Source organism: Larkinella insperata (genome assembly GCF_026248825.1).
Taxonomy (GTDB): Bacteria; Bacteroidota; Bacteroidia; order Cytophagales; family Spirosomataceae; genus Larkinella; species Larkinella insperata.
Genome location: NZ_CP110973.1, coordinates 2,908,602 through 2,923,766, shown reverse-complemented (window position 1 = coordinate 2,923,766; position 15,165 = coordinate 2,908,602). Strand labels below are relative to the sequence as shown.

Sequence of the window (15,165 nt, the reverse complement as noted above, 5' to 3'; positions counted from 1 at the left end):
ATAAAACAATCGGAATTTTGATTAAAACGTACAGTAACAAAAAGGCCAGCCCCGCAAGAGGCTGGCCTGAAATTTTGCTATGCTTCGGTCACGGTGTATACGTGTAGAACACGACCAACTTGGCCGTAAGCGGCCCACCCAGAATCGCGCCGTTTAGCTGATTGTAAATAAAAGGCTGAACCTGATAAACAAGCGCCCCTGTTGTATTAGACTGAGCTACCAATTGACCTTCACCCGCTGAGGTCGGCATTAGTACCAGCGCGTTGTTAGGCTGGAAACCGACCAGAGAAGCCTGCAAATGCGTCGTAACATCGAACGCATAGTTCTTCAGGCGGCTGTTGTAAGCTTTAACCTGTGGATAGTACCATCGAGCAACCGTTTGAAAAGTCCTTTCCCGTACTTGTAACAGGTGAAACAACTGACTTCCAGTACTGGCTTCGTTCGTACGCAAAATCCGGTTATTGTTATCGGTTTGCGCCAGCGTCAGGAGCGAAGGTACCGGCCCGCCGGGGCTACTGCCTTTCACGAAGAATTGCAGCTCAGCCCGGTTAATGGCTACTCGGCCCGTTTCTTTCTTCAAATTTTCGAGGGTCGGGAACTGCACCTTCGTCGTCAGTCCCGTTGCACTCTGAAAGAAAACCTCTCCGTCTGTTGCTGAACTCGGCAGCGGCTTGGTAACGCTCAGGCCCGCCAGCTTGGTTGCCGAACGATCCACCTTAATCTGGCTGAACAACTGCCGGGCCGTAGTGGTGTAGAACACTTTTCCCGTGGATACCGTATCACCCGATTTATGGTAGAATAATTGAAGCTGGACGTATTGAGGGCTGAACCCAAAAACTGTTGTATTGTTCGCACCGGGAACTAGGGCGATTCCTTTAAAGAACTGTTGAAAATCAGCCTGCGTAAAACCCGCCCCTTTCGACTTTTCCAGCAATTCACGACCCAGTGCATCCGACAAACGGGCGGTTTTAATGACACTGGCGGTTCCGACAGCTGTTGGCTTAACATCCATTTTGCCCAGTGGCTGAGCCGTATACGCAATCGATTCTGACGATACGTACTGACGGGTTGAGTCCATATCCTCCGTCAGACGGTGGAAAAACAGCTCCTGAACTTTCGTCGTATCGCCGTATAGGTACGAACTAAGATCATAGCCAACTCCTGCCCGCAGGGAGTCATATATAACTTCCCCCTCCGTTTTGAAGGTGCCGCCTTGTACCTGTAATTGCCCGAACGTTTTAGCCGTTACTTTACCAAAAACCGGATCGTTGTATTGCCCAACTAACTGCCGTTCGTTCCGGCTGGTCACCACCGAATCGAGTTGAACCGTGGATGTCTGAACCGTCAGCGTATCCGTGTACAAAACGCCGATGGCCGTAACCGGCGGCAAACCGATGTCTTTGGGCTCTTCACAGGCGACCAGACCAACCACCAGCGAAACCAAACCCGCCAGGATGCTCAGCCGAACCGGATTCTGATTAGCCCGCCAGTTCCGTGTAAAGGTTGTAATATTGGTCAGCAACTTCCTCGCCTTCTTCGGTAAGGTCAACTTTCTTGTCGGACAAATCATTCAGGATGCTATTTAAACTCTCGCTATAATCTTCGTTGGCTTTCACTACAACATCCGCATAGGTGCATCCCATCCGGATAAAACCGTCGTAATCAGCCGATTTCAGATATTGTAACATATCTTCATCCACGTCCAACGCTTTGGCTTTTTCGACCAGACCGGCGTCGAAGCGGTACGAAAAGGAATTGTTGTAGACCGAGAATACCGACTTGGTGTCCTTAAACATCGGGTCGTTTTTGTAGGTCGTTTTCAGGTACAGCGGAATCAGCGCCGTCATCCAGTCGTTACAATGGACGATATCGGGCGACCAACCCAGTTTTTTTACGGTTTCCAGTACGCCTTTGCAGAAGAAAATCGCCCGCTCATCGTTATCTTCGTAGAACCGGTCGTCCTTGTCAAGAAAAACGTGTTTCCGTTGAAAATAGTCTTCGTTGTCAATAAAATACACTTGAAGCTTGGCGTTGGGGATTGATGCCACCTTGATAATCAGTGGTTTTTCTTCGTCGCCCACCGTAATGTTGATTCCCGATAACCGAACTACTTCGTGCAGCCGGTTTTTGCGCTCATTGATCAGCCCGAAACGTGGCACCAGAATGCGAATTTCCATGCCCCGCTCCTGCATCGCCTGCGGGAGTTTCCGAACAAAATCGGCAACAGCAGAGGTCTGGAGGAAAGGGTTGATTTCACTGGCAACGTAGAGAATCCGAAGTTTGCTCATAACACGATTGGGGGGCTTTAGTGAAATACACCGCCGTAGCGGAACGAATTAAAAATCTGCAAAATTATACAATTTTTTCTGGTATTTCAATAGAATTTCGCCAGAAAAACTCCTGTTTTGTCCTAATGAAACGCTCGACGGCAACCTTCCTCCGGAAATAAGGTCCCCGGGCAACTGACCAAAATTCTTCCCTATTGAGCATGTACCTTTACGAAACCATTGCCGACCTTCGGCAAGCGATTGATAATCAGCGCAAAAATAACCTATCGGTGGGCCTCGTACCCACAATGGGCGCTCTGCACGCGGGTCACCTGTCGCTGATCGATGCGTCCAAAGCGCAGAATGACCTGACGGTTTGCAGCATCTTCGTCAACCCGACCCAATTCAACAACGCCGACGATCTGGCCCGCTACCCGCATACGCTGGAAGCCGACTGTGCGTTGCTGGAAGCTGCCGGCTGCGACTTCGTCTTTGCTCCCTCTGTGGAAGAAATGTATCCGACCAGCCCCGTGCTGAAATTGAACTTCGGAGAACTGGAGACGGTCATGGAAGGCGCTTTCCGGCCGGGCCACTTCAACGGCGTCGGTCTGGTGGTTGCCAAATTATTCCACATCGTCCAGCCCGACCGGGCGTATTTCGGACAGAAGGATTTGCAGCAGGTTGCGGTGGTAAAGCGGCTGGTTCGTGACCTGAGCTTTCCCCTGGAACTGATCCGGATGCCAATCGTGCGGGAAGAAGACGGCCTGGCGATGTCGTCGCGAAACCGTAATCTGACGCCCGACGAACGCCGGGATGCGCTCGAACTGTACCAGGCGCTGAGCAAGGCCCGGGAGATTTTGCAAACCGGCAATTCCGTCGAAGCCGCTAAAACGGCCGTAAACGAGCACTTTCAGGCCCACCCCGCTTTCCGGGTCGAATATTTTGAAATTGCCAATGCCGATACCCTGCAACCCGTCGACCAGCTTCAGGCCCCGGGCGCAACGGCCCTGTGCATTGCCGCGCACCTGGGCAAAACCCGTCTGATCGATAACCTCATTCTCTGACAGGCGTCTGGCTGAACTAAGTCGGTTTGTGGTCTGTTTTTGCGGTAACTGCAACGGGTGGCCTGTTTTTCACTATTTTTGATGGCCCGTTTGAACCGGGCAGTCAAGACAACTATGTTTATTACTGTAATGAAATCCAAGATCCACCGGGTCCGGGTGACGCAGGCCGAACTGAATTACGTCGGCAGCATCACCATCGACGAGGACCTGATGGATGCGGCTGGTCTGATCGAAAACGAGCAGGTCCATATTGTTAACAACAACAACGGCGAGCGCCTGATCACCTACGTAATCAAGGGGGAGCGCGGTTCGGGCATCATCTGTCTGAACGGGGCGGCTGCCCGTCGCGCGCAGGTTGGCGACATCATTATCATCATCTCCTACGGCATGATGACTACGGAAGAAGCCAGAGCCTACACGCCACTAGTGGTCTTTCCGGACGGCAACAACCGACTCGTCTAAATTCTGGAATGATTTTTATGGTAATGAATGAAGATAGTCGAATGGTTACAAAATGAGTACTTGGTTTCTACGGACAGGACGGTCGGATTGGTACCGTCTTTGCCTGTTCTAACCACGCGGCCATTCCACTTTTATAATCACCAATAACCATTTTAAACCAGCCTGAATTTTGAAAAACATTTTAAAGTACGGCATTTCGCTCAGTATTGCGGCCGGGCTGCTCTGGTACGTATTCAAGGACATTGACCGGGCGGCTATGTTTGAGGCATTCAGCAAAGCCAACTACAGCTGGATTATCGTATCCGGTTTGCTCACCGTCGTTGCCCACTGGAGCCGGGCCTACCGTTGGGGGTTGCTGATGGAACCCGTTGTGGGTCATCGTCCTTCGCCGTTCAACACCACCGTATCGGTTCTGACGGGCTATTTCGCTAACCTGGTGGTGCCGCGCATGGGCGAAGTAACGCGCTGCGGTACGCTCAATCGCCTGGAAGGGGTGCCCGTCAACGTGAGTTTCGGGACAGTCGTTGCCGAGCGGATTGTCGATGTACTGGTTCTTTTGCTGCTGCTGGGTGCTACCTTCCTGATCGAATTCAGCCGGTTGAGCACGTTTCTGATGGACTTTTTCTCGACCAAACTTAATGTAACGGGTTTGCGGGATAATTCCTGGCTGCTGGTTCTGCTGGGGGGCTGCCTGCTCGGATTTGCGGTTATGGTCTGGTTTTTCTACAGCCGCTACAAAGAAATTCTCCGTCAGAAGCCGTTCTATCAGAAGATTGAAAAATTTATGGCCGGTTTGCTCGACGGTCTGCTGAGCGTTCGTAAACTGAAGAACCCCGGCGCTTTCGTGTTCCATACGGCCCTGATCTGGACCATGTACTACTTCATGTCGTTTGTCCTGATCTTTGCCATGCCCCAAACTGCGGGTCTGGACTGGCGCGCCGGACTGACCATTCTGATCATGGGGTCAATTGGGATGGCGGCCCCCGTTCAGGGCGGAGCCGGAGCTTTCAACATTCTGGTTGGGGCGGCCCTGGCGCTGTACGGCCTGAGCAACCAGGATGGCGCTACGCTGGCAACGCTGATGCTGTTTACGCAGTGGTTCTACATTGTGGTGCTGGGGGCACTGAGCTTTCTGGTCGTGATGATCAAAGGGAAAAACCCACAGTCGCAAACCAGCCCGGTTTCTCAGCAAGTCGTCAACGCCAAACCCTAGTCTGCCGGATGACTGAATGACGGAAAACCGCCCAGTCCTTCAACCCGTTTGAATCCACTCGTCCTAAAAAAATAGCATGACTGAATCCAAAATCCTGACCCGCGAACAAGCCGTTGAACAGGCTAAAACCTGGCACGCCGAAGGCAAACAGATCGTGTTTACCAACGGTTGTTTCGACATTCTGCATTTGGGGCATGTCGATTACTTGGAAAAAGCGCGGCAGGCCGGAGACAAGCTGATTCTTGGATTAAATACCGATGCTTCCGTGAGCCGGATCAAAGGCCCGCTGCGGCCTGTTGTCAACGAATACGCCCGCGCCCGGCTGATGGCGTCGCTGGCCTTCGTCGACGCCGTTGTTCTTTTCGACGAGCCGACGCCCCTTGAACTCATTCAGGCGGTTCAACCGGATGTGCTGGTGAAAGGCGACGACTACGCAGTTGCCGATATTGTGGGCGCCGATTTCGTGCAGCAAAATGGAGGTCGGGTGCAAACCATTCCGCTCGTGGCGGGTTATTCTACCACGGCCATCATCGGAAAAATCCGCAAGGCTTACGCCGAATGACAAGCCTACCAAAAACGTGATCAGCGGTTTTGGACATGGATGAGCAGTGAACTGTTTTTTTAGTGATATTTGTTAAGTAAGTAAAGTCATCCACCCAATTGTTTGACCATAACCCTAATTGTACCGGTAAACCGGTCTCTATTCAACTATGCCTGGAATCTGGATTATTTTCATCATTTTCGCTTTGCTCAGTGCTGGTGTTAGCTGGCGGTTGAGAAGCAAGTTCAATGAGTACTCCCAAATCGGACTGAGTAACGGTCTGAGCGGTAAGGAGATTGCCGAACGGATGCTCCACGAAAACAACATTTACGACGTTCGCGTCCTGTCGGTTGAGGGGATGCTGACGGACCACTATAACCCGCAGGACAAAACCGTCAACCTGAGTGCCGACGTTTATTACGGGCGAAGCGTTGCGGCTGCGGCTGTGGCGGCCCACGAATGCGGCCATGCCGTGCAACACGCAACGGCGTACGGCCCGCTCAAGTTTCGTTCAGCGATGGTACCGTTCCTGACGATTTCGTCCAGCTACCTGCAATGGATTATTCTGATCGGTATTTTGCTGATTAACACAACCATTATTCCGCTGGCGATTGGGGTGGCCCTATTTGCCGTAACGACGCTGTTTAGTTTCGTGACCCTGCCCGTTGAGTTCGACGCCAGCCGTCGGGCGCTGGCTTGGGTGCAAAACCGCAACATTGTCAACCAACGGGAGTATGGTTATGCCAAAGATGCCCTCTGGTGGGCAGCCATGACCTACGTTGTTGCCGCACTTGGTTCGCTGGCAACACTGCTCTACTACGCCAGCCTGCTTATGGGTGGCCGCCGAAGCGACTAATTCTTGATAGACCGTTTATTATAAAAAATGCCCCAGCATGTGCTGGGGCATTTTTATGGTACGATAGATAAATCGACAAAAAAGCCTAGAGGGATGCCCCATAGGCTTTCTACCTTATTGCGAGATGTAAATTGACCTTACTTGTTGCGTTGAAGTCAGCCTTGCTATCAAAGATCGTTAGCAAATATATACACCTAAATTGTACATACAAATATAGCTTATGGTAAACTGTATTAACTGATGTAGCTAAGCCATGAAACGGCTGTTTTACTGATTGTTTTCCATCGCCAGCTTGCTTTTCCGGTAGCCGTACAGGAAGTAGATAACGAGGCCGATAATAAGCCAGATGACAAAAATAAGCCAGTTGCTAACCCCCAGTTCGGTCATCAGATACAGGTTGGTCAGGATACCCAGCACCGGCAACAGCGAGAAGTTTTGACGGAACGCCAGAACGGCCAGAACCGCCCAGGTAAGCCAGAAAAAAGCCAGCAGCGGTTTTTCTTCGATTCCGCTCACAAGCCCGCCCGCCCGGACCACCAGCGTCATGGTAATCAGCAAGGCGATCCCGATGATGTACTTGCCGTTGACGTAGGGAACTTTAAACTTCGAATGACGGGAAAGCCCCTTTGCATCCAGGTACAGAATCCCCCCGCATACCAGAATAAAAGCGAAGAACGTACCCACGCTCGTCAAGTCGATAAAGAACTGCATGTCCAGGAAAAGCGAGGGGACCGCCACCAGAAAACCCGTTACGATGGTTGCGAAGGAAGGAGTCCGGTAACGCGGGTGGATTTGCGAGAAACGCGGCCACAGCAACCCATCGCGGCTCATGGTCATCCAGATGCGCGGCTGGCCCAGCTGGTACACCAGCAAGGCGCTCGTGATGGCCACAACGGCGCTGACCGAAATGATACCGGCCACAAAGTTCAGATCCACTTTCTGGAACACATACGCCAGCGGATCATCCACGCCCAGTTCCTTGTAGTTGACCATACCGGTCAGCACCAGGGTGATCAGGACGTACAAAACCGTGCAGATGATCAGACAGTAAATCATGGCCCGGGGCAGGTCGCGCTGCGGATTACGGCATTCTTCGGCGGTCGTCGAGATGGAATCAAAACCGATGAACGCAAAAAACACCGAAGCAACCCCGCTCAAAACCCCGCTAACGCCATTGGGTGCGAACGGCGACCAGTTTTCGGGTTTGACGTAAAAAGCCCCGGCGGCAATTACCAGGCCGATAACGGCCAGTTTCAGCACCACCAGAATGTTGCTGGCGGTTCGGGATTCTTTGATACCGATGTACACCAGGGCCGTAATCAGAATGGTAATCACCCCGGCGGGCAAGTCGGCAATGAGTTTCAAACCGCCGATGGTCGGAGCGTCCTGGAAAGCCTGGGCCAGTTCCCGCGTGTTGGCGGGCAGGCTACCGGGCGACGCGCTGGCCTGCACTTCCGCGTAAGCCCGGGCGGCCGATCCGTAGTCGGAGGACCAGTATCCCGGAAAATGAATGTTAAACCCGCCGAGCATCGACGTAAAATATTCAGACCACGAAATAGCCACCACCATGTTGCTGACGGCGTACTCCAGGATAAGCGCCCATCCGATGATCCAGGCAAAAATCTCCCCGAATGACACGTATGCGTACGTGTAAGCGCTTCCGCTAACGGGCACCGTCGAGGCAAACTGCGCGTAGCTAAGCGCCGTAAAAACGCAGGCAATGGCCGTAAATACAAACAGCAGGGAAACCGCCGGACCGCCGTTGACGCTGGCCCGCCCGATGGTACTGAATATTCCGGCTCCGATGATGGCGGCAATCCCGAAGGAAGTCAAATCGCGAACACCCAGGACTTTGTTCAGGTGGGACGAATCCCCTTCGTCGATATCGGCGACGGCTTTACCAACTGATTTCTTCCGGAATACTGAATCACTCATACGTCAGGCAGCTATTGTCTAAGTTTACGTTCGGCTATTAGTTCTTTTAGTTCGTTAATCCGGTTCAGGGTTGCGGCTTCTTTGCAATTGGCAAGCACCATGCTCAGCATGGAACCGCCCGCGTACATTTTCTCGTAAATCTTGCAGTGAGCATCGCGGTAAGCCAGCCATTGACGCTGGGCCTCCACCACCATCATCTTATCGTCTTTAGGCAGCAACTCGAGCAATTGCTTGTAGATTGCATTCAATTCCTGATCGGCTTTCTGAAACCGCATCTGGGCGCATAAGTTCAGCTCGGTCTGTGTCTGGGCGCTGTCGCAGTTGGTAAAAACTTCCGGCGGATGGTCGTCATTTCTTCGGGTCGGCGTTGGAACTCCCGGTTGCTGCGCCCAGGCACTGATGGTCATCAGGCAGCCCACTACCGTACCGATGTGTTTCGTCCTCATTGCAGTTTGTTCAATCCGTTTAAGGATGAACGAAAGGCTAAAAATAAAAATTGTTTTCGGTTTTTAAAGCGGTTTGGCCAAAACACCGTTAATAGAATACCGTTTATTCGCTGATTCTAACGGGATTATTTTTTAAGCAGTCGTTTTTGTTTTCCCGCGTAAGAAAGGGGTTGCATTCCGTACACCGGACTCCCTGCTTGTGCGCAGTGGCAACAAATGTTCGGCTGCTTTCGTACCTTGCACGTTCGATTTTTCGCCTTTTGTCCTGATCAATGTCCATTCTGGTACAAAACCTGACTAAACTCTATACCCGCCCGGGTGCTCCGGCCCAACGGGCGGTCGATGCCATTTCCTTTGCGGTTCAGCCGGGCGAAATTGTGGGCTTTCTGGGGCCAAACGGGGCCGGAAAATCAACAACCATGAAAATTGCCACGGCATACCTGCCGCCCACCGAGGGTACGGTAAAGGTCAACGGGTTCGATGTTCGCACCCACTCCATCGATGTCCGGCGCAGCCTGGGTTACCTGCCCGAGCACAATCCGCTCTACCTGGATATGTACGTGAAGGAGTTTCTAAACGTTGCGGGTTCGCTGCACGGCCTGCGGGGCGCGGTACTGCGCCAGCGGGTAACCGATATGATTGAACTGGTCGGGCTGGGCCTGGAGCAACGCAAAAAGATCGGTCAGTTATCGAAGGGTTACCGGCAACGCGTCGGGCTGGCTCAGGCGCTGATTCACAATCCGCCGGTGCTGATTCTGGACGAACCCACTACCGGATTGGACCCCAACCAGCTTTCGGAAATCCGCCAGGTGATCCGGACCATTGGGCGCGAAAAAACCGTTCTGTTTTCCACCCACATCATGCAGGAAGTCGAAGCCCTCTGCGACCGGGTCATCATCATCAACCGGGGTCGGATTGTGGCCGATGGAGAGTTGAGCACTCTGCGGGAAACCTCCGACGGCTCGGTGGTTGTAGTGGCCGAATTTGAGCGGGATCTGGCCGACGCAACGGTTTTGAACGAGCTGCCCGGCATCCGGCAGATTGATGCGCTGGGCGAAAGCCGTTACCGCCTGACCGCTGACAAGGATAGCGATCTGCGGGCGGCCATCTTCCGGTTAGCCGCCGATAAAAACCTGACGCTGGTTGGCCTGAAACAGCAGGAAAGCAGCTTGGAAGGTATTTTCAGGGAGCTTACAAAAACAAACAGCGAACCATAAGTCAACTTTTGCGCTTACGGTTCGCTGTTTGAAGACTGAGTTGGCCCGCTATTTTCGGGCCGAAGCCATCAAAGGGTACTGATCAAAAATGGATCGGACAATGCCCTTGAAGTAATTATTCTTGAAGTTGGGATTTCGGGTAACACGGGAGGCATAGCCCTTCCAGATGACCTGGTAGGTTTCTGCATCGATCAATGAAATCATCAGGGTACCTTCGTCGAGGTTGTAATCAATCCGTTTGTAGGTTGCGTCCCCGTCTTCACTCACAACCCAGTCTTTGATAACGGGTTGCTGATACCCCCGGAAACGCAGGTCGTTCCGAAAAATGTTGTAGGAGATAAGCAGATTCGGAGCCCGGTTGGCTACTTTATAGCCCCGAGCCTCCATCTGGTGGCGAATGGCTTCCTGAATGTCCGAGCAAAGTAGCGTTGAGTCGATGTACTCACATTCCAGAAAATTAAAAGACTCGTAATTTTTAAAATGCCCCTCGTAGCTGTAATCGTGTTCGACAAATAACTTTCCGGGCATGCAGCCGGCGAGCGAAACCACGGCCAGCAACACAAGGACGCCAATAAAATGTTTCATAAACGGACTGTTTAACGGGGTTGTAAAGTTGACACTTATAGACAAAAATGGTTAAGAAAACACACTTGAATTAATTGATATTCTGTCTGTAAGGTTCGAAAAACCGCGCAAACGGCCCACTTACAGTTTAGGTTCTATAGTACTCCAATGCCCGGCTCATTTCGGCCTTGGTAACCGGCACGTCGAAGGCACAACTTCCCGGTCCGTCGAGCAGGGCCATCCGCACCTGACCGTTCCGATTTTTCTTGTCCTGTAACGTTAGCGCCAATACCGGCTCGAGGTCCGTATCTGCAATCGTGACGCGGCCATAGACCGCAAAAAGGTATTCTTCGATCTGTTCCAGCAGCTCTGCCGGAATCATTCCTTTCCGGTAAGCAATAAACGCTTCGGCAATCATTCCGGCAGCAATGGCTTCTCCGTGCAGCAACCGACGTTTCGGATCGGCCAGAAAATGCGTTTCGAGTGCATGGCCCAGCGTGTGACCGAAGTTCAATATTTTACGAATACCCCGCTCGTTTGGATCTTGCTCAACAATATTTTTTTTGATCGCCACCGAATGCGCCACCAGGTCATTCCAGTCCTGCTGCTGCAGATCACGACGGCGGATGACATTCCATTTGGCCGCATCGGCAATCAGGCAGTGCTTGACGATTTCGGCAAATCCCGACCGGAGTTCCAGCTCCGGTAAGGTCTGGAAAAATACCGTGTCAATCAGAACGGCTTCCGGCAGTTTAAAGACCCCAATATGGTTCTTAAATCCGTGAAAGTCAATACCCAGCTTTCCGCCCACGCTGGCGTCAACCTGCGACAGTAAAGTGGTTGGAATCTGGATAAAATCAATGCCACGTTTGTAGGTTGCCGCGCAAAAACCGCCCAAATCCCCAATTACTCCCCCACCGAGATTGATCAACAGCGCGTGCCGGTCAAACTGGGCGTCCGTCAACCCCTGCCAGACGGTTTCGCAGGTGGCTAAATTCTTGTGATGCTCACCCGCCCGAACCGTAAAAATTTTATGTTTCGGTAAAAAATTTTTGATGGCCGGATAACAATGCCGTTTGGTATTCATATCGGCAAGTACAGCAATGGCCGAATAATCATGCTGTTTTAAAAAGGCAGGCAAACTTTCGGCCAGGGGGGAAATCTGAACAGACATAAGCAGGTATAAAAAGAAATCGCTCCCAAAGGTAAAACTTCGGGAGCGATTTCAACTCAGGTTATCTGATACTTTCGTACGTGAACTCGTTTTAGGAAGCAAACCGTCTGTTTTTCAGAAACTCTCCCGGATTCCAGCCCGTCGGTGCGTCAGGAAACAACTTTCAGCGCATCGGCAAAGGCTTTCATCTGGTCCATCGTGCCGAGACTGACGCGGCACCAGAACTGGCCGTCGAATTTCCACTGGCGAACGCTTACGCCGTTGTCCATCATTTTCTTGGTGAAATCATCGCCCTTCATCCGGATCGGGAACAGCACGAAGTTTGTGCCCGAGGGCAGGTAAGTATATCCGTTCTGTTTCAGCGTCGCGTACAAAAACTCACGGGCTTCGAGGCCTTTGCTCAGCGAATACTTGATAAACTCGTCGTCTTTGTAGCAGGCCAGAGCTGCCCGAAGCGTCGTCATGCTCAGGTTGCCGACGCCCCCGCCCCATTTAGAAATGGCCTTCAGCGTATCCGGTTGGCCAACCATGTAGCCCATCCGCAGGCCGGCCATTCCGTAGATTTTGGAAAAGGTCTTGGCGACCATCACGTTCTGGCCTTTTTTGATGTTTTCGATTACCGTGTATTTTTTCGGATCGCCCGTGTAGTGGATGTACGCTTCATCAACAAACACCGGTTTTTTGGCCGAAACGCGGTCAACAAACGCCCGCAGACTTTCCGGGTTGATCGTTACGCCCGTGGGGTTGTTGGGATTACAGACATAGACAAGACTCGTTTTGTCGTTCACCCGCTTCTCCATTTCCTCCAGGTTATGGTCGTAGGTTCCGGATGTCAGGGGTACTTTGTCCCAGGTCATACCATGCTGAACAGCCGCCCGCACCAGCGATTCGTACGTCGGATCGGCCGACAGAACGCTTCCTCCGGGATTCGTGTACGCATACTGCAAAGCCGTTGCATGCAACAAGGCTCCCGAACCCGCCGAAAGCAGAATTTGCTCCGGTGCGACGCCTTCCTCATCGGCAATCATTTTCTGCAATTGCATTCCGTATTGAAACGGATACAGAAAACCTTCCGGGGCGGCTTCGGCGATGGCTTTCAGCGCCTTTGGCGACGGACCATACGGGTTTTCATTAGCCGACAAACGGGCTTTCAGCGCGACCTTCGGAGCGGTCGGCGGCAAAGCACCGGCCAACTCGGGTTTGTCCAGCCAGGGTTCACAATAAGCGGCTGGGGCAGCGGCTAAGCCTACACCGGCCAGCAGGCCAGACCGGAGCCATTCGCGACGATTCAGAGACATAGTTGAGAATTGGTTAGATGTTGGTTTGTTAAATCAGTTTATAAGCGGTGATCAGCCGTTCATCTTTCCACTGTCCGTCAGAATCTGACGACTCAAAACAGAAAGACAAACGACTGACAGATGGTAGGTACGAAACGGGTCTACTTCACACCCTGCACCCGCGACAGACGGGTAAAGGCTTGTCCCTTGTGTTCACCGACCCAGGTCAGCGAAACGCTGCTGCCGACGGCGGGTGCTGCGATGCCGAGTTCGGCCCAGGTCTTGGTCAACGTGGCCAACCCGGTATTGTCGGTCTTCAGATCGGCCAGCACCGTTCCGTCGCGTTTGGTCAGTTTGAGCGCCAGCGAGGCAACCGGAATCGAGTCGATACCGACTTTGTAATCCAGAATACCGCTTTTGTCGAGCTCGTAAACCTTAACGCTCATGGTTACCGGCGCCGTGATGGTTTGCGAGACGACGGGTTCGGCGGTTTGACCGCCCCCATCGGCTGCGCCCTGAACCACCACCAGGACGGGGGCCACCACGCGGTCAACAAACGGATCCTCTTTTTTCTCGCATCCGGCGAGCAGGCCACCTGCTGCAAGCAACCCACTCAATATAAATACTTTATAGCTTTTCATGAACATCTTCACGGTTTATTGGCGTTAGTTCTCAACCCACCACAGTTTCGTCTTCATATCGTCGGCTCCCCCCAAAAGCGAGATTCCTTTGTCCAGGCTGGCTTTGTTCAGCGAATATTCCGAGGTGGGGTATTTAAGACGGGTTGGCATCACACCGTCGTTGGAGAAAACGGCGCGGGCATCCTTCGCGGGCAGCACCGGCAAGCCGGTCCGTCGGTATTCGGTCCAGGCTTCGATGGCTTGCCCGAACAACGCAATCCACTTCTGCTCCAGAATGGTGCTTTTGGTTGCGGGGCCAATTTTAGTCAGATAACCGGCCGGAACCGTCAAACCGTATTGCTCAAAAGAAGCCGTAACGCCTTTCTCCAGGTACGTCTGCGCACTGCCTGAGATGTCGCCGTCGGCGGCTGCTTCGGCCAGAATCAGGTTCAGCTCCGAAAACGTCATGAGTACGCTGGGTGCGGTGGCGGCCGTGAAGTAGTTGCCCAATACGGAACTGGTTCCCAGGTACGCCGTAGCGACGGCATCGGGCAACCCGTTGGCGTGACCTTCGTACTTGCCTTCTTTGTTGGGCTGGGCGTAGACCGTAATCCGGGTGTCGCCCAGTTCGTTTAGCCGGTCGGCAATGGTTTTGCTGACGTTCCAGTCGGTCCGGCCGTCCTGAATCATCACCTGATGCCACTCGTTGTTACTGGGCAATACCGCCGAATTAGCCAGTCTGGCGTTGTCAGCATTACCCGTAAAAATCGGGTATTTGGTGGCATCGCCCAGAATTTCGGCCATGATGGCTTTTGATTCGGCCGGTTTTTTGGCCGCCTGACGGTTGGCTAACCGCAGCCGGAGCGAGTTGGCAAACTTTTTCCACTTCAAAACATCACCCCCGTAGAGAATATCGCCCGAAATGGCCGCCCCTCCCACCGTCAGCTTTTCGTTAGCCGTTTTCAAATCCGCGAGAATGCCCGCGTAAACGGCCTCGACGGGATCGTAAGTCGGCGTGTAGTTTGGCTCAGCCGCCGTTCCTTTCAGGGCGTCGTTATAGGGAATGGGGCCGTACGTATCCGTCAGCAGGGAAAACACCCACGAACGCATCACCAGCGCAACGCCTTCGTAGTTTGAATTTTCGAACTGCCCCCCCGGCCCCGACAGCGCGATGATCCGCTGGAAGTTCACCTGCGAGTCGTTGAAAAAGCCCTTCCAGTTGTTGTTGTAAAAGCCAACCGAGACTTCGTAGTTGTCGCCCTCGTTCGAGTAGATGTTGCGCGTCAGGTACTGCATCCAGCACATGGCCCCGTCCAGATTCAACCGTTCGAAGCGGGTGCGAACGCCCCAGTACCGGTCGATGGACGATTCGAGGGCGTACGGCAGCAGGTACTGCGGAGAGATGGAAGTTGGATCGTTCGGGCTGATGTTTATTTCGTCGAAATCCTTCGTGCAGGAACCCGCCAGCGTCAGAACCCCGAGACTGATAAAAGCTGCTTGTATGATCTTCATAGACAAAATCTTTTTCC

General features: G+C 52.8%; 15 protein-coding genes. 6 read left to right on the top strand and 9 right to left on the bottom strand.

The annotated features are described in order from the left end of the window. Positions 1-88: 88 nt before the first annotated feature. A complete protein-coding gene (locus tag OQ371_RS11840; RefSeq protein WP_265993978.1) occupies positions 89-1,522 on the bottom strand; it encodes a DUF4270 family protein in 1,434 nt (477 codons plus the stop codon). Beyond that, complete coding sequence (locus OQ371_RS11835; protein ID WP_265993977.1) at positions 1,479-2,288, bottom strand: glycogen/starch synthase; 810 nt, start codon at positions 2,286-2,288, stop codon at positions 1,479-1,481. Before OQ371_RS11835 ends, OQ371_RS11840 begins: the two co-directional genes overlap by 44 nt. Positions 2,289-2,488: 200 nt before the next feature. Between OQ371_RS11835 and panC the strand changes: the two genes are divergently transcribed. The 5 genes from panC (at position 2,489) to OQ371_RS11810 (ending at position 6,403) form a co-directional block, all read left to right on the top strand. Continuing rightward, complete coding sequence (gene panC / locus OQ371_RS11830; protein ID WP_265993976.1) at positions 2,489-3,331, top strand: pantoate--beta-alanine ligase; 843 nt, start codon at positions 2,489-2,491, stop codon at positions 3,329-3,331. Positions 3,332-3,445: 114 nt separating this feature from the next. Further along, positions 3,446-3,793 carry an aspartate 1-decarboxylase gene (panD, locus tag OQ371_RS11825; RefSeq protein ID WP_265993975.1) on the top strand — a complete coding sequence of 116 codons (348 nt, stop codon included), beginning with the start codon at positions 3,446-3,448 and terminating at the stop codon, positions 3,791-3,793. A 169-nt stretch (positions 3,794-3,962) separates the two neighbouring features. Beyond that, positions 3,963-5,006, top strand: a complete 1,044-nt coding sequence (locus tag OQ371_RS11820; protein WP_265993974.1) for a lysylphosphatidylglycerol synthase transmembrane domain-containing protein — start codon at positions 3,963-3,965, stop codon at positions 5,004-5,006. Between the two features lie 76 nt (positions 5,007-5,082). Next, positions 5,083-5,568: a D-glycero-beta-D-manno-heptose 1-phosphate adenylyltransferase gene (rfaE2, locus tag OQ371_RS11815; protein WP_265993973.1), complete on the top strand. Its 486-nt coding sequence runs from the start codon at positions 5,083-5,085 to the stop codon at positions 5,566-5,568. A gap of 148 nt (positions 5,569-5,716) precedes the next feature. Continuing rightward, positions 5,717-6,403 carry a zinc metallopeptidase gene (locus tag OQ371_RS11810; RefSeq protein WP_265993972.1) on the top strand — a complete coding sequence of 229 codons (687 nt, stop codon included), beginning with the start codon at positions 5,717-5,719 and terminating at the stop codon, positions 6,401-6,403. Positions 6,404-6,670: 267 nt separating this feature from the next. On the opposite strand, the gene OQ371_RS11805 is transcribed toward OQ371_RS11810, so the two are convergent. Together OQ371_RS11805 and OQ371_RS11800 are read right to left on the bottom strand one after the other, a co-directional pair. Then, complete coding sequence (locus tag OQ371_RS11805; protein ID WP_265993971.1) at positions 6,671-8,338, bottom strand: amino acid permease; 1,668 nt, start codon at positions 8,336-8,338, stop codon at positions 6,671-6,673. A gap of 11 nt (positions 8,339-8,349) precedes the next feature. Beyond that, a complete protein-coding gene (locus OQ371_RS11800) occupies positions 8,350-8,784 on the bottom strand; it encodes a lysozyme inhibitor LprI family protein (RefSeq protein ID WP_265993970.1) in 435 nt (144 codons plus the stop codon). Positions 8,785-9,056: 272 nt separating this feature from the next. Here OQ371_RS11800 and gldA point away from each other — a divergent pair, with 272 nt between their 5' ends. Further along, complete coding sequence (gene gldA, locus OQ371_RS11795) at positions 9,057-10,001, top strand: gliding motility-associated ABC transporter ATP-binding subunit GldA (protein ID WP_265993969.1); 945 nt, start codon at positions 9,057-9,059, stop codon at positions 9,999-10,001. A 48-nt stretch (positions 10,002-10,049) separates the two neighbouring features. Here gldA and OQ371_RS11790 read toward each other — a convergent pair whose 3' ends face one another. From OQ371_RS11790 to OQ371_RS11770, 5 genes are all read right to left on the bottom strand, one after another. Next, on the bottom strand, positions 10,050-10,586 hold the full coding sequence (locus tag OQ371_RS11790) for a DUF4136 domain-containing protein (protein WP_265993968.1): 537 nt from the start codon (positions 10,584-10,586) through the stop codon (positions 10,050-10,052). 127 nt (positions 10,587-10,713) lie between these two features. Continuing rightward, positions 10,714-11,739, bottom strand: a complete 1,026-nt coding sequence (aroB, locus tag OQ371_RS11785; RefSeq protein ID WP_265993967.1) for a 3-dehydroquinate synthase — start codon at positions 11,737-11,739, stop codon at positions 10,714-10,716. A 149-nt stretch (positions 11,740-11,888) separates the two neighbouring features. After that, a complete protein-coding gene (locus OQ371_RS11780) occupies positions 11,889-13,037 on the bottom strand; it encodes a pyridoxal phosphate-dependent aminotransferase (RefSeq protein WP_265993966.1) in 1,149 nt (382 codons plus the stop codon). Positions 13,038-13,177: 140 nt separating this feature from the next. Further along, positions 13,178-13,657 (bottom strand): hypothetical protein, encoded by a 480-nt coding sequence (locus OQ371_RS11775; protein ID WP_265993965.1) that lies wholly within the window; start codon positions 13,655-13,657, stop codon positions 13,178-13,180. 24 nt (positions 13,658-13,681) lie between these two features. Next, entirely contained in the window at positions 13,682-15,148 is a 1,467-nt protein-coding gene (locus tag OQ371_RS11770; RefSeq protein ID WP_265993964.1) for a SusD/RagB family nutrient-binding outer membrane lipoprotein, read from the bottom strand. Between the last annotated feature and the right edge of the window lie 17 nt (positions 15,149-15,165).

Coding starts and splice junctions, on each gene's coding strand:
- OQ371_RS11835 (WP_265993977.1), bottom strand. CDS start 2,288: ATGAGCAAACTTCGGATTCTCTACGTTGCCAGTGAAATCAACCCTTTC.
- OQ371_RS11805 (WP_265993971.1), bottom strand. CDS start 8,338: ATGAGTGATTCAGTATTCCGGAAGAAATCAGTTGGTAAAGCCGTCGCC.
- OQ371_RS11775 (WP_265993965.1), bottom strand. CDS start 13,657: ATGAAAAGCTATAAAGTATTTATATTGAGTGGGTTGCTTGCAGCAGGT.
- rfaE2 (WP_265993973.1), top strand. CDS start 5,083: ATGACTGAATCCAAAATCCTGACCCGCGAACAAGCCGTTGAACAGGCT.
- OQ371_RS11770 (WP_265993964.1), bottom strand. CDS start 15,148: ATGAAGATCATACAAGCAGCTTTTATCAGTCTCGGGGTTCTGACGCTG.
- OQ371_RS11780 (WP_265993966.1), bottom strand. CDS start 13,037: ATGTCTCTGAATCGTCGCGAATGGCTCCGGTCTGGCCTGCTGGCCGGT.
- aroB (WP_265993967.1), bottom strand. CDS start 11,739: ATGTCTGTTCAGATTTCCCCCCTGGCCGAAAGTTTGCCTGCCTTTTTA.
- panD (WP_265993975.1), top strand. CDS start 3,446: ATGTTTATTACTGTAATGAAATCCAAGATCCACCGGGTCCGGGTGACG.
- panC (WP_265993976.1), top strand. CDS start 2,489: ATGTACCTTTACGAAACCATTGCCGACCTTCGGCAAGCGATTGATAAT.
- OQ371_RS11790 (WP_265993968.1), bottom strand. CDS start 10,586: ATGAAACATTTTATTGGCGTCCTTGTGTTGCTGGCCGTGGTTTCGCTC.
- OQ371_RS11800 (WP_265993970.1), bottom strand. CDS start 8,784: ATGAGGACGAAACACATCGGTACGGTAGTGGGCTGCCTGATGACCATC.
- gldA (WP_265993969.1), top strand. CDS start 9,057: ATGTCCATTCTGGTACAAAACCTGACTAAACTCTATACCCGCCCGGGT.
- OQ371_RS11810 (WP_265993972.1), top strand. CDS start 5,717: ATGCCTGGAATCTGGATTATTTTCATCATTTTCGCTTTGCTCAGTGCT.